Consider the following 14,415-nt stretch of genomic DNA (forward strand, 5'->3'; position numbering starts at 1 on the left):
GTCGGTATCCCTCAGCATAGCTGGCCCAATGCGTCGGCAACGCGTTCGATCGCGATGTTCAGATTATCGCGCGATGTCGCGAACGAAAGCCGGATGTAAGGCTCGACGCCGAATGCCGAGCCGGGAACGGTGGCGACCTTGCCCGTTTTCAGGAGATAGGAGGCGAGATCCGTATCGTTCTTGATCGGCGTGCCGTCGGGTGCCGTGCGGCCGATATAGGGCGCGCATTTCGGAAAAAGGTAGAAGGCGCCCTCTGGTGCCCGCACCTCTAGCCCCGGTATCGCCCCAAAACCCCTGGCGACCAATTCGCCGCGCGCCTGGTATTCGGCCACCGCATTGGTGACGAACTCCTGCGGCCCATCGAGGGCGGCGGCCGCCGCAAATTGCGTGATCGACGACGGGCAGGTCGTGCTTTGGGATTGCAGCTTGTTGAGCACCCTGGTCAGTTCTTTCGGACCTGCCGCATAACCCAGCCGCCAGCCGGTCATGGCATAGGCCTTGGACACGCCATTGATGATCAACGTGCGGTCGCGAAGTTCCGGGCAGGCCACGCCGATCGAGGTAAACAGCACGTCGCCGCAGACGATGTGCTCGTAAATTTCGTCGGACATGACCGCGACGCGCGGATGCCGGGCGAGGACTTCACCCAGCGCCTTGAGCTCGGCAGCCGTATAGATTGCCCCGGTAGGGTTGGACGGCGAGTTGAACAGGAACCAGCGCGTTTTCGGCGTGATCGCGGCCTCAAGCTGCTCCGGGGTAATCTTGAAATCCTGTTCGACGCCGCAAGGAACGATTTTCGGCACGCCGCCGTGAAGGATGACGATATCGGTGTAGGACACCCAATAGGGCGCCGGTACCACGACTTCATCACCCGCTTCGAGCGTGCCGAGAAAGGCGTTGAACAGGATCTGCTTGGCGCCATTGCCAATCGAGATTTCGTCCATCGCATAGTCGAGGCCGTTTTCCCGCTTGAACTTGCGGACAATGGCTTCGCGCAACTCGGACAGGCCGTCGGGCGCAGTGTAACGGGTCACTCCCCGGCGCATGGCCTCGATCGCCGCATCGACAATATGGGCCGGCGTGTCGGAATCCGGCTCACCGAGCGACAGGTCCACGACGTGCTCGCCCTTGGCGCGCATAGCCTTGGCCGCCATGGAAACGGCCATGGACGGAGACGACTTGATCGTTGCGGCCCTCGAGCTTTCGAAAACCATGATATTCATTGGGAGCCTCCCTTGGCCTTGGACTGGCCGTATGCGCCGCGTTGTTCATCGGTTATGTAGCCGTGGCGATGATCGCTATCGATCTGTGCGGCCGGGCGCTTGCCAGGATCGCCGAAGCCGCCGCCGCCGGGCAATTGCAGAACCAGCTTGCGACCCTCGGGCACGAACTGCAGGCCCTTGCCGCGCAGCTTGGTGCCGTCGTCGAGCGAAACGGAACCAGCCGCCCCATCTTCGCCACCATCGCGGCCACGTGCCGGATGCTCGAGACGATCGAACATGGCGGAGAAGCGGAAGGTGTATCCCTCGGCCGCGGAAATCTCGATCGTCTGGCCAAGGCCACCGCGACGCTCGCCTGCCCCGCCCGATCCCTCGCGCAGCTCCTTGCGCCAGACGATGACCGGCCCGACATTTTCGGTCGCCTCGATCGGCATGGTATGGACGCCACTCGGGAATGCGGTTGCGTTCAGCCCATCGAGAGCCGGTCTCGCGCCACTGCCCCCGGAGTTGAACATCAGGATTTCCGCACCCTTGCCGCCGATCTGGTCGGCAACGGGACGCACGCTCATATGCAGGTTCCAGAGTGCGCTGGCACCCTCCGCCGGCACCTGTCCGGGCAGTGCCTGATGCAGCGCGCCGAGCACGAGGTCCGGCACGAAGTGGCCAAGCACGTGACGCACGGCCACTGGCGCAGGCCGCTTGGCGTTCAGGATGCAGCCTTCCGGCGCGGTCACCTCGAACGGCGCCAGTGATGCCGCATTGTTGGGGATTTCCGGGGCAACCACGCATTTGATGCCGTAGCAGGCATAGGCCTTGGCATAGACGAGCGGCACGTTGATGCCGAACTTGCTCATTCCCGACGTGCCGTCGAAATCGACCAGCACACCATCGGGACCGATGGTAAGCCTTGCGGCGAGATGTACGGGTTCGTCATAGCCGTCGAGATCGAGCGAGTAGCTCCAGGTCCCGTGCGGAAGATTACGCAAACGCTCGAGCGTGGCCTCCCTGCTGTGCTTGAGGACAAAGCTGCCGATCATGTCGAGATCGGGCAGATTGAACTCCGTCAGCATGTCGACGAGCCGTCGATGACCGGTCTCGTTGCAGGCCGCAAGCGCATAGAGGTCTCCGATCACCTTGTCGTTTTCGCGAACGTTGTTCTTGACGAACTGGATGAGGGTCTTGTTGACCTCACCGCGTTCGAAGAACTTCATGATCGGGATGAAAAGTCCTTCCTCGTAGACTTCGCGGGCGTCCGGACCGAAGCCGCGTCCGCCGACATCGACGACATGCGCCGTCGAGGCGAAATATCCGACATGCTTGCCATGGTGGAACGAGGGTGTGACGACGGTGATATCGTGGAGGTGGCCGGTGCCCTTCCAGGGATCGTTGGTGATGTAGACGTCACTCTCGAAAATGTTGTCGCGGCCGATGTCGTTGATGAAATGGGCAACGGATTCGGCCATGGCGTTCACATGGCCGGGGGTCCCTGTCACGGCCTGCGCCAGCATGCGGCCTTGAAGGTCGAAGATGCCGGCGGAGAGGTCGCCTGCTTCGCGCACGCTTGTCGAAAAGGCCGTGCGGATGAGGGTCTGTGCCTGTTCCTCGACCACCGACACGAGGCGGTTCCACATAACCTGCATGTGAATGTCGATCATTGACTGGTTCATGGGATCATTCCTCAGAGACGGGTTACGAGCAGGCAGTCGTCGCGCTGGACGATCGCCTTGAATGCCGCGGTGATCACGGTCGAGGTCTCGCTCTCCACGATGACGGCGGGTCCGCGGACCACATCTCCGGCAGAGAGGTCTTCGCGCTTGTGGATCCCGGCATCGAGGAACGCGCCCGAGGCTGCATCGAACAACTGCCGGCGCGAGTCCGCCTCGACCTGGCTGCCAGCCTCGATCGAGTCGACGCGACGAACTGACGGCAGGGGCGAGCTCGCCTTGACCGACCAGCTGACGATCTCGATTTCAAGGCCTTCGATCGCCCGTCCGAAGAAGCGGCCATAGGCTTCCTCGAACATGGCGGTGACGCGGGCGGCGCTTCCCGTGTCGAAACGCGCCAAAGGCAGCGAGACCGGAATATCCCATCCCTGGCCGGCGTAGCGCATGAACAGCGTGCGCTCGAGGACCGGCTGCTTGCCGTCGAGCCCGCCTTCGACAAAACCAAGCGCTTCCTTGGTCATGTCTTCCAGCAGACGATTGGCAATGGCGGCGTCGAAGCGCGAAAGGTTGAACACCGCGCTGCGGACGGCTTCGTAGCCGAACGGCGCCTTGAGAAAGCCGATCGCCGAGCCGACGCCTGCGCCGGGCGGCACGAGGAAGGTCGAGATGCCCATCTTTTCACAGAGCCGCGCGGCGTGCAGCGGGCCTGCGCCGCCGAAGGTGATCATGGTGAAATCGGCAATGTTCTTGCCGTTCTCGACCGTATGTACGCGGCCCGCATTGGCCATGTTTTCATCGACGAGTTCGCAGGTGCCATAGGCTGCGGCGATGTCGTCGAGGCCGATTTCCGATCCGATCTCGTCCGCCATCGCCCTGCGGCTGGCATCGACCGAGAGCTTGATCGCACCGCCGGCGAAATTGTCGGGATCGAGCTTGCCAAGGATGAGGTCTGCATCGGTCACGGTAGGCTTGGTGCCGCCGCGCTGGTAGCAGGCCGGCCCCGGTTCGGAAGCCGCGCTATGCGGCCCGACCCTGATCTGGCGCATGGAGTCGACGCCGGCGATGGAACCGCCACCTGCGCCGATTTCCACCATTTCCACCACGGGGATCGAGATCGGCATGCCGCTACCCTTGCGGAAACGATAGGTGCGGGCGACCTCGAAGGTCTTCGCCGTCTTCGGAACATGGTTCTCGATCAGGCAGATCTTCGCCGTCGTGCCGCCCATGTCGAAGGACACGACCGAGTCGAGGCCATGGTGACGGGCCACATCGGCCGCGAAAATCGCACCACCGGCAGGCCCGGATTCGACTAGGCGAACGGGAAATTCCGACGCGCTTTCGACAGAGACGATGCCGCCGCCGGAATGGATCATGAAGACCGGGCAGACGACGCCGATCTCCTTGAGCGAAACCACCAGACGGTCGAGATACGACTTGATGGCGGGCTTCACATAGGCATTGGCACAGACGGTGTTGAAGCGTTCGAACTCGCGCATCTGCGGCGAGACTTCCGAGGAGATCGAGACCGAGAGGCCGGGCATGCGGGCCAGCAGCGCATCACGCACAAGCGCCTCGTGGCGCCCATTGGCATAGGCATGAATGAAGCCGATGGCAACGCTTTCGTAGCCGCCCTTCTCGATCGCGTCGACGACAACTGCGACTGACGCCAGATCCAAGGCAAGCAGCACATTGCCAGACGCATCGACGCGTTCGCGGACAACGAACCGGTCCGCGCGTTCGATCAGCGCCGGCGGCAGCGATATATTCAGGTCATACTGCTCGAAGCGATTTTCAGTGCGCATTTCGAGGACGTCGCGGAACCCTTCGGTCGTCACCAGCGCCGTCCTGGCGCCGCGCCGTTCGATGAGAGCATTCGTTGCCAATGTCGTACCATGGATTAACTGCTGGATCGCGCCCATGTCGATTCCAGCCAGTTCAGCCACTGCCTTCACACCCTTGAGGATCGCGCGTTCTGGAGCCGTATAGTCGGTGAGAACCTTGGTCGAATGCAGCGCGCCATCGAGTTCGAGGGCGATATCCGTAAACGTCCCTCCGATATCGACCCCAACGCGGCAGTTTCGTGGTCCGCTGTTTGCCATTTGATTCCCCACTCCTGGTCCGTCGGCAGCTTCACATTCCTTGAAGCGGATTTCCAGCTTGCGGACACAGGCCCGCCCCTCCCTCACCATTTCCGCTCGGAGGCCAGAAAGAGTATTTCCGCTTGACGGTCTTAGTATATGTCACTTATCATACATGTGTCAACTGGAAACCTCATCTTCATTGATATCGGAAAGCACAATGATGCTTCACAAGAACCTCATCGCCGGAGAATGGTCGGGCAGCACTGGTACGGCCAACATCAACCCATCCAACACCAACGAGGTGGTGGGCGAATTCGCCGCCGCAACGCGTAACGACACTCTCACCGCCATCGCCGCCGCCAAGGCCGCCTTTCCCAGATGGTCCAGGTCGCCGATCCTTGAACGTCATGCCCTCCTCAAGAAAGCGGGCGACGAGATCCTCGTGCGCAAGGACGAACTGGGAGCCCTGCTCGCGCGTGAAGAAGGCAAGACCCTGGCGGAAGCAACCGGGGAAGTGCTGAGGGGCGCCCAGATCTTCGACTTTTTCGCAGGCGAGGCCCTGCGCCTGTCTGGCGAAACGCTGCCATCGGTCCGGCCCGGCATCGGGGTCGAGATAACGCGCGATGCGGTGGGCGTGATCGGCATCATCACGCCGTGGAATTTCCCGATCGCCATTCCGGCATGGAAGATCGCCCCTGCCCTCTGCTACGGCAACACCATCGTGTTCAAGCCCGCCGATCTCGTACCCGCCAGTTCGTGGGCGCTGGTCGACATCCTGCATCGGGCCGGCCTGCCGTCCGGCGTGCTGAACCTGGTGATGGGCAAGGGCTCGATCGTCGGCCAGACCATGCTCGACAGCCCGGACATCCAGGCAATCACCTTTACCGGCTCGACGGGGACCGGCAAACGCGTCGCTCTTGCTTCGGTGGAACACAACCGGCGTTTTCAGCTCGAAATGGGCGGCAAGAATCCGTTTGTCGTACTTGATGATGCCGATCTGCAGGTTGCGGTGGACGCGGCGGCGAATTCCTCATTCTTCTCCACCGGCCAGCGTTGCACGGCGTCTTCCCGCCTGATCGTGACCGAAGGCATCCACGACAAATTCGTCTCGGCGCTGACCGAGAGACTGAAAACGCTTGTGGTCGACGACGCCATGAAGGCCGGGACGCATATCGGCCCGGTCGTCGACGCCAGCCAGCTAAAGCAGGACGTCGATTATATCGCCATCGGCCGGTCCGAGGGCGCAAAGCTATCGTTCGGTGGGGAAGTGCTCGAACGGAGCAATCCCGGTTTCTTCCTTCAGCCGACCCTCTTCACTGAAGCGAGCAACGCCATGAGGATCTGCCGAGAAGAGATTTTTGGGCCCGTGGCAGCTGTCATCAGGGTCAAGGACTATGAAGAAGCCCTCTTTGTCGCCAACGATACGAATTTCGGCCTGTCATCGGGCATCGCCACGACCAGCCTCAAGCACGCCACGCACTTCAAACGAAATTCGGAAGCCGGCATGGTGATGATCAATCTCCCGACCGCAGGGGTCGATTTCCATGTTCCGTTCGGCGGACGCAAAGGATCCTCCTATGGCCCAAGAGAACAGGGCAGATATGCCGCGGAATTCTATACCTCAGTAAAAACAGCCTACACGTTGGCCTAAGGAACCCCCCATGAAGATTCTCGTCCCAGTCAAACGGGTTGTCGACTACAACGTGAAGATCCGGGTGAAGCCGGATGGTTCCGGTGTCGAGCTTGCCAATGTGAAGATGTCGATGAACCCGTTCGACGAGATCTCGGTGGAAGAGGCGCTGCGTCTGAAGGAAGCCGGCAAGGCGGAAGAGGTGGTGGTCGTGTCGATCGGCCCGGCCAAGGCCGAGGAGACGCTGCGCACGGCGCTCGCCATGGGTGCCGACCGGGCGATCCTGGTCGAGACCGACGATCAAGTCGAGCCGCTCGCCGTCGCCAAGATCCTGAAAGCGGTCGCCGATGCCGAACAGCCGGGATTGGTCATCGTCGGCAAGCAGGCGATCGATGACGATTCGAACCAGACCGGCCAGATGCTGGCAGCGCTGCTGGGTACCGCCCAGGCGACCTTCGCCTCGAAGATCGAGATCGGTGACGGCAAAGCCCAGGTGACCCGCGAAGTCGATGGCGGCCTGCAGACGATCGAAGTCACGCTGCCGGCGGTCATCACCTCGGACCTCAGGCTGAACGAGCCGCGTTACGCCTCGCTGCCGAATATCATGAAGGCCAAGAAGAAGCCGCTCGACAAGAAAAGCCCGGCCGATTTCGGCGTCGACACCACGCCGCGGCTGAAGGTGCTGAAGACCGAGGAGCCGTCCGGCCGCAAGGCCGGCGTCAAGGTCAAATCGGTCACTGAGCTGGTCGACAGACTGAAGAACGAAGCCGGCGTGCTTTAAGCCAGGAAAGAGAGAACAACATCATGACCATTCTTCTTCTGGCCGACCACGACAACGCCAGCCTTTCCGACCAGACCGCCAAGGCGCTGACCGCGGCCGCAAAGATCGGCTCGGACATACATGTGCTGGTCGCCGGCAAGGGCGCCAAGGGCGCTGCCGATGCCGCTGCAAAACTCTCCGGCGTTTCGAAGGTGCTGCTGGCCGAAAGCGACGAACTCGCCAACAATCTGGCCGAGCCGCTTTCCGACCTGATCGTTTCGCTGGCCGGTTCCTACGACACGATCCTCTCGGCTGCCACCTCGACCGGCAAGAACGTGCTGCCGCGCATCGCTGCCCTGCTCGACGTCGCCCAGGTCTCCGAAATCATCGAGGTGATCTCATCCGACACCTTCAAGCGACCGATCTATGCCGGCAATGCCATCCAAACGGTGCAGGCAAGCGATACCAGGAAGGTGATCACCGTGCGCACCGCCTCCTTCGCTTCCGCCGCGGCAACCGGCTCTGCCGCCGTCGAGGCGATCCCGGCGATTTCCGATCCGAGGCTGTCGCGCTTCGTCAAGGATGCGCTGTCGGCTTCCGACCGTCCGGAACTGACGTCGGCGAAGATCATCATCTCCGGAGGCCGGGCGCTCGGTTCGGCCGAGAAGTTCAAGGAAGTCATCCTGCCGGTCGCCGACAAGCTGGGTGCAGCCGTCGGCGCAAGCCGTGCCGCCGTCGATGCCGGTTATGCCCCGAACGACTGGCAGGTCGGCCAGACCGGCAAGGTGGTGGCGCCCGATCTCTATATCGCCTGCGGCATCTCCGGCGCCATCCAGCATCTGGCCGGCATGAAGGATTCCAAGGTGATCGTCGCCATCAACAAGGACGAGGAGGCGCCGATATTCCAGGTCGCCGACTACGGCCTCGTTGCCGATCTATTCGACGCCCTGCCAGAGCTTGATCGGTCGTTTTGAAACCGTCGCCCGCTTCCTGACGGGAGCGGGCGACGGCATCAGGACTGCCAGGAAGTTCTGATCGGGACGTGCAAGAGGCTCACCGCACAGGGTCGCGGTGTTTTCGCGCTAGGCAGACACTGTCATTTGATGGCCACAGAGATCGTGCCGGTATCGATGAAGCCGATCCGGCTAGAGATCGTCATCATGCGTCGGCGTCCAGAAGCCGCCGGCCGCGTGGGTTTGACCGATGATCACATCATCGAGGACAGGCGCGTGCACTGGCCGCTTGATGGCATAGGCGGCCGCGATGGCTCGCAGAGCGACGCGCCGATAATTTTCTTGCAGCTTCGGCTGTTCGCCCGTTGGCTTCTGACAGTCTGCCATCCCCATCCCTACTGCTGAAACTTGACCATCGTGCCGCCGCCCGTCGCCTGATCGGTCGGGAAGACTTCCACCCGCGCCACGTCGACGAATACGGGTAGCTCGATGGCATTGCCGATGACCGCCGCGATATGCTCGGGCTGGATAGGCCGATAGCCGTCATAGAGCACGGCCTGGGCCTGGTTGTCGACAAACGCGGTGCGGTAGAGATCCGTCTGGACACGCCCCGGCACGACCTCGGTGACGCGCACCGACGTGCCCAGCAGATCGCATCTCAGGTTATCGCAGAAGAGGCTCAGGCCAGCTTTCGATGCCCCATATGCGCTCATCGAGGGATAAGGCGCTTGGCCGCCGCTTGAACCGACGAAGATCAGATGACCGCACTTGCGCGCGACCATGCCCGGAAGAACCGTCCGGGTTAGATGCATCGGCGCCTTAAGGTTAACATCGATCATCGCATCGATTTCGGCCGGATCAATCTCGTGAAACAACGCCCGCGTCGACAGAATCCCGGCATTGTTGACGAGGATATCGACTTCGATGTCGGCAAACCGGGCTGCGAATGCGTCCGTGTCACGAACATCAGCCTGTACGGCGATTGCGCCTGACGACGCGGCAAGCTCTTCGAGGGCGGCAGCATTGCGGCCGATGGCGTAAACTTCAAGCCTCATTTGCCGCAGCTTGAGGACGGTTGCCCGGCCGATGCCGCTCGTGGCCCCGGTGACGACGGCGGTCTGGTATGGCAGGCGGTCAGACATAGATGTAGCCCCCGCTGATAACCACGTTCTCGCCTGTCGCATAGGTATTGCGGCTGCTTGCCATCATGACGATCCATTCGGCCATCTCGACCGGCTCGGCTGCGCGGCCCAAGGCGCTCGCCTTGGCGAGTTCGGGCAGGAAGCCGAGCTCCTTGGCGCGGTCGGTGGCGAAACCTGCAGGCGCGACGGAATTGACGAGAATGCCGTCGGCGGCGCATTCCTGGGCGAACGATTTCGTCAAGGAGACCACCGCTGCCTTGGTGGCCGCATAGTGGGCATTTTGCGGATGCGCCTTGAAGGCGTCGACGGAGGTGACATTGACGATCCGACCCGTGACTTCGGGGCGGTTGACGAAGCCGCGCATGTGCCGCACCGCGGCCACCATCATATGGTATGTGCCCTTGATGTTGATGGCGTTTTCCAGATCCCACTCCTCATCGGAGATCTCGAGGATCGGACGGCGCGGATAAATGGCGGCGCTGTTGACGAGGGTGTTGATCCGTCCCAGCCTGTCGGCGATCTCGGCAAATCCGCGATGCGCTGTCTCCGCGCGCGCGATGTCGGCCACGGCCGTCGCCACTTCCGCCCCCATCGCGCGCAATACTTCGGAAGAACTGGCCAGAAGCTCGGCGTTGCGATCAATGAGACCGACCTTTGATGCACCGCGCTCGACCATCAGCTTTGCGGTCGTCAGCCCGAGCCCTGACGCTCCGCCAACGATAATCACGTTCTGCTGCTGCATATCGTTCACCTCGACCGTTTGAATTTTAATTTCATTTGTATGTTATCACTTATATGCTAAATTCGAGCGCCGCCACAAGCTATTTTTGGAGAGACCTATGATCCCTCGCCTGACGCTGGACAGAGCATTCGAGCCACCGTCGCCCGGGTTCCTCGAGCGCCTGATCGAGCGAGGCTTTCGTGGCGACATCGAAACCGGGCGAGCCAGCGCGATCGTCGCCTCAACCGATAACTCGATCTATGAAATCATGCCCGCCGGAGTCCTCTACCCGAAGGACGGCGACGATCTTCGCCTGGTTGCAAAAACGCTCGGCGAACCCGGCTTCGAAAACATCATCATGACACCGCGCGGCGGCGCCACCGGAACCAACGGCCAGTCGCTGACGCGCGGCTTTGTGGTCGACTGCTCCCGCCACATGACCCGCATCCTCTCCGTCGATGTCGACAACCGGATCGCGAGGGTCGAAGCGGGCGTCGTCAAGGATCAACTGAACCAGGCAATTCGGCAATATGGACTGTTTTTCGCACCCGAACTGTCGACGTCAAACCGCGCGACGATCGGTGGAATGGTTAGCACCGATGCCTGCGGCCAGGGATCGTGCGTCTACGGCAAGACGAGCAATCACGTTCTCGGCCTGCGCATCGCGCTCACCGACGGGACGGACTGGTGGGCGCGCCCGTCGGACGATCAGGAACTGTCGCGGCTCATCGCCCGCACCGACAGGATCGGCGAAATCCACAGGGTCGCGCGAACCATCCAAATCGAGAAGAAAGATCTCATAGACCGGACTTTTCCCAGGCTGAACCGGTACATGACGGGTTACGACCTCGCCCATGTCATGCGCGATGACGGAAGGTTCGATCTGGCCTCCATCATCTGCGGGTCCGAGGGAACGCTCGCCTTCATCGCCGAAGCGGAACTCAATCTGCTGCCGATCCCGGCGGAAGCTGCTGTCATAAACATCCGATACGATGACTTCAACGCCGCTCTGGAGGATGCAAGGGCGCTCGCCGCGCTGGGAGTGGCGTCGGTGGAAACGATCGATGAAAAGGTTCTCCGGCTCGCCAAGGGAGACATTGTCTGGTCGTCCATCGGCCGCTTCTTCCCGGACGACGGACAGACGAACGGCATCAACATTGTGGAAGTCCTCGCAGACGATCGGGAGGGCCTCGCCTCGAAGCTCGCATCGGTTACCGCGGCCCTCGAACAATCGGGCGGCACAGGGCGAAGAGGGCACACCATTGCAGACCAAGCGGAGGACGTCGAAGCCATCTGGACGATGCGCAAACGCGCAGTCGGGCTGCTGGGCAATGTCGATGGCCCCGTGAGACCCGTGGCCTTCGTGGAAGATACGGCGGTCCCTCCCGAAAACCTCGCCTCTTACATCCGCGAATTCCGGGCACTGCTCGATGCCGAGGGACTGGATTACGGGATGTTCGGACATGTGGACGCCGGCGTTCTGCATGTGCGACCCGCACTGGATCTGACGCGGCCCGAACACGAGGCGCTCGTGCGCCGCATCAGCGATGCCGTGGTTGACCTGACCCGGAAATATGGCGGAGTACTTTGGGGTGAACACGGCAAGGGCGTCAGATCGGAATATGTCCGCGAATACTTTGGCGAATTGTACGAAAGCCTGAATGACATCAAGCGTGCCTTCGATCCGTACGACCAACTAAACCCGGGCAAGATCGCGACCGCCCGCTCCACGCCGCTGATCCGCATCGATGAGCCCCCACTGCGAGGGCAAATGGACCGGGTGATCGCCGCGGACGCACGCATTTCCTATGGCAATGCCTCGTTCTGCAACGGCAACGGCGCATGCTTCGACTTCGAGGCGGACAGCCCTATGTGCCCCTCCTATAAGGGAACCCGGGACCGCCGCTATTCGCCGAAGGGCCGTGCCATGCTGTTCAAGGAATGGCTGCGATTGCTCGGCGGGGCCAGGGCCAATCCACTGGACGCGAAACGCCTGATCGGATCTGGCGACCGTCTGCTCAGCGTGCCGGTCCGGGTCTGGCACTCGCTGAACCCCGCAAACCGCACAGATTTTTCCCATGAGGTTCGACAGGCCGTAGACAATTGTCTCGCCTGCAAGGCATGCGCCGGGCAGTGTCCCGTCAAAGTCAATGTGCCGGATTTTCGCTCCAAATTTCTTGAGCTCTACCATGCGCGCTACCTCAGACCGCTTAAGGATCCGATCGTCGCCGCAATGGAACAGGTCCTCCCCTGGCTTGCCCGCGTCCGTCGAGCCTATAATGTCGTCGTTCGATCGCGGCTGGGGCAATTCGCCATGAGCTTGCTCGGCCTTACCGCGCTCCCCGAATTGCCTACCGTCGACCTATGGCGCGAGCTACGGCGCCGGGGCGTTGAGGCCGCAACGCCCGAAAACCTTCGCGGCCTGCCTGCGCCCGATCGCGCGAATTCCGTTGTTTTTGTCGTCGATGCGTTCACCAGCTATTATAATCCGGAGCTGGTCATCGCCGCAGTGTCCCTCGCACGCAAGCTTGGTCTCCATCCCTTCGTCCGGCGCTCGATATCGAATGGAAAGGCGCTCCATGTGCATGGCTACTTGCAGCGGTTCGAGAAGACGGCAAGACGGAACGCCGCAAACCTTACGGCATTGGCGTCGACCGGCAGCACGCTCGTCGGTCTCGATCCTTCGATGACCCTTGCCTTCAGGTCGGAGTACAAAGACCTCGTCAAAGCGGTACCCACCGTGCTTCTGCCACAGGAATGGCTGATATCGCTCGGCGCGCGCCTGGGCCAGCTTTCGCGCAGGCAAGGCCTGAAAGCGCGTCTTCTGCTACACTGCACCGAGCGGACGAACGCCGCCTCGTCGAAGAAGGATTGGGAGGCTGTGTTCGAAAGCGTTGGCGTTCACCTGTCCATTCCACCCGTCGGCTGCTGCGGAATGGCGGGCACATTTGGGCACGAGGTCAGAAACCGTGAGCTGTCCGAGCGGATTTACGCTATGAGTTGGGGGAAGGAAATGGATCGCGCAGATGGCGCCGAGCCGCTCGCGACTGGCTTTTCTTGCCAATCCCAAGTGCGAAAGGCCAATGATCGTCGCCTTCGCCATCCGATCGAATTCCTCCACGACCTTCAGCAGCCATAACAGGCGCGGCGGTGGCACTGACGCAAGATATGTGATATGTGATGAATTACATGTATGCTTCTCGGGAGAAATCGTTGTCAGTTATCACGCAGCGCGGCAACCTGGCTGAGATCGTCGTCGCACAACTCACAAGCCGAATCGATTCCGGCATCTATCCGCCGGGCGAAAAAATTCCGTCGAGCGCGCAATTATGCGAGGAATTTGGCGTTAGCAGAACGGTCGTCCGTGAAGCACTCACGTCGCTGAGGGTTGCCGGACGCGTCACGTCGCGCCAGGGCGATGGTGTCTATGTCACGGAGCGCGATTCCAAGACGCTCAACTTTGAGATCAGCCGGATCGAGGACATTCGCTCGGCGATGGAAATTCTCGAACTTCGCCTGGGCGTCGAAATGCAATCCGTTGCACTCGCGGCTTCACGGCGCACGCCCGAAGCTCTGGCCGACATCGCCCGCGCGTTCGACCATCTGGACAATCTTCAGAGCGAAGACGCCGAGGTCGAAGCACAAGCCGATTTCGAGTTCCATCTCGCGATTGCCCGTGCAACACGCAACCCGCACTTCCCGCAGTTTCTTCAGGCCGTGTTCAGTGAGATCAGTTTCGACCTGGTCATGAAACACCGCCACTCGGCACGCACGCATCAGGCCTATCTAAAAAAGATAAACAAGGAACATGCTGCGATTTTCGCAGCTATCACCCAGGGCGACCCGAAGGCTGCGAAAAATGCGCTTGCGGCCCATCTCGAAGAAAGCCTCACCAGATACCGGGCAATGCTGAACGAGCCCCAGATCGTGGAAATCGCTGACTAACATCATTTCCGGGAGCCGCAGTGCGGACGAACAAAAGAGTGTCAAATGGCCACAGCGGCATCGAAGGGACGGGGTGTTTCGTTCCCTGGTTCGAGGGTGGCAACGCTCCTGGCACGTCTCGTTACAAAACAAGTTGAGCACGGCACGCCCAGACACGCGGACAAGAGTTTGCCCAAGGTGCTTCCACCAATTTTTCCGCGTTCGGTCGGCATCATCATGATGCTTTCCGCCGATTCGGACGGCGCCCACGGAGAATATTCCAATTAGAAAAGACCGCAGATGAAAGCGGTGTTTGCGAG

11 protein-coding genes are annotated in these 14,415 nt (G+C 61.3%); 5 read left to right on the plus strand and 6 right to left on the minus strand.

The annotated features are described in order from the left end of the window. Positions 1-11 precede the first annotated feature (11 nt). The 3 genes from CCGE525_RS37830 to CCGE525_RS37840 are packed head-to-tail and all read right to left on the minus strand — an operon-like array spanning position 12 to position 4,983. On the minus strand, positions 12-1,223 hold the full coding sequence (locus CCGE525_RS37830; RefSeq protein WP_162950473.1) for a pyridoxal phosphate-dependent aminotransferase: 1,212 nt from the start codon (positions 1,221-1,223) through the stop codon (positions 12-14). Further along, positions 1,220-2,887 carry a hydantoinase B/oxoprolinase family protein gene (locus tag CCGE525_RS37835; protein WP_120709371.1) on the minus strand — a complete coding sequence of 556 codons (1,668 nt, stop codon included), beginning with the start codon at positions 2,885-2,887 and terminating at the stop codon, positions 1,220-1,222. Before CCGE525_RS37835 ends, CCGE525_RS37830 begins: the two co-directional genes overlap by 4 nt. Positions 2,888-2,898: 11 nt before the next feature. Further along, positions 2,899-4,983 (minus strand): hydantoinase/oxoprolinase family protein, encoded by a 2,085-nt coding sequence (locus tag CCGE525_RS37840; RefSeq protein ID WP_120709372.1) that lies wholly within the window; start codon positions 4,981-4,983, stop codon positions 2,899-2,901. A 199-nt stretch (positions 4,984-5,182) separates the two neighbouring features. Here CCGE525_RS37840 and CCGE525_RS37845 point away from each other — a divergent pair, with 199 nt between their 5' ends. From CCGE525_RS37845 to CCGE525_RS37855, 3 genes are read left to right on the plus strand one after another with little or no spacing between them, the layout of a single operon-like run. Beyond that, positions 5,183-6,616, plus strand: a complete 1,434-nt coding sequence (locus tag CCGE525_RS37845) for an aldehyde dehydrogenase family protein (protein WP_120709373.1) — start codon at positions 5,183-5,185, stop codon at positions 6,614-6,616. 10 nt (positions 6,617-6,626) lie between these two features. Further along, complete coding sequence (locus CCGE525_RS37850) at positions 6,627-7,376, plus strand: electron transfer flavoprotein subunit beta/FixA family protein (protein ID WP_120709374.1); 750 nt, start codon at positions 6,627-6,629, stop codon at positions 7,374-7,376. 23 nt (positions 7,377-7,399) lie between these two features. Beyond that, complete coding sequence (locus tag CCGE525_RS37855) at positions 7,400-8,329, plus strand: electron transfer flavoprotein subunit alpha/FixB family protein (protein WP_120709375.1); 930 nt, start codon at positions 7,400-7,402, stop codon at positions 8,327-8,329. A gap of 171 nt (positions 8,330-8,500) precedes the next feature. Here the strand turns inward: CCGE525_RS37855 and CCGE525_RS37860 are convergent, their stop codons facing one another. Genes CCGE525_RS37860 through CCGE525_RS37870 form a run of 3 tightly spaced genes read right to left on the minus strand, consistent with a single transcriptional unit; the run spans position 8,501 to position 10,192 of the window. Further along, positions 8,501-8,695 (minus strand): hypothetical protein, encoded by a 195-nt coding sequence (locus CCGE525_RS37860; protein WP_120709376.1) that lies wholly within the window; start codon positions 8,693-8,695, stop codon positions 8,501-8,503. Positions 8,696-8,703: 8 nt separating this feature from the next. After that, on the minus strand, positions 8,704-9,450 hold the full coding sequence (locus tag CCGE525_RS37865; protein WP_120709377.1) for an SDR family oxidoreductase: 747 nt from the start codon (positions 9,448-9,450) through the stop codon (positions 8,704-8,706). After that, on the minus strand, positions 9,443-10,192 hold the full coding sequence (locus tag CCGE525_RS37870) for an SDR family NAD(P)-dependent oxidoreductase (RefSeq protein ID WP_120709378.1): 750 nt from the start codon (positions 10,190-10,192) through the stop codon (positions 9,443-9,445). Before CCGE525_RS37870 ends, CCGE525_RS37865 begins: the two co-directional genes overlap by 8 nt. A 97-nt stretch (positions 10,193-10,289) precedes the next feature. Between CCGE525_RS37870 and ydiJ the strand changes: the two genes are divergently transcribed. Both ydiJ and CCGE525_RS37880 read left to right on the plus strand, forming a co-directional pair. Next, entirely contained in the window at positions 10,290-13,310 is a 3,021-nt protein-coding gene (ydiJ, locus tag CCGE525_RS37875) for a D-2-hydroxyglutarate dehydrogenase YdiJ (protein WP_120709379.1), read from the plus strand. A 74-nt stretch (positions 13,311-13,384) separates the two neighbouring features. Then, positions 13,385-14,116 carry a FadR/GntR family transcriptional regulator gene (locus CCGE525_RS37880; RefSeq protein ID WP_162950479.1) on the plus strand — a complete coding sequence of 244 codons (732 nt, stop codon included), beginning with the start codon at positions 13,385-13,387 and terminating at the stop codon, positions 14,114-14,116. The last annotated feature ends 299 nt before the right edge of the window (positions 14,117-14,415 follow it).

The organism is Rhizobium jaguaris, assembly GCF_003627755.1.
GTDB classification, from domain to species: domain Bacteria; phylum Pseudomonadota; class Alphaproteobacteria; order Rhizobiales; family Rhizobiaceae; genus Rhizobium; species Rhizobium jaguaris.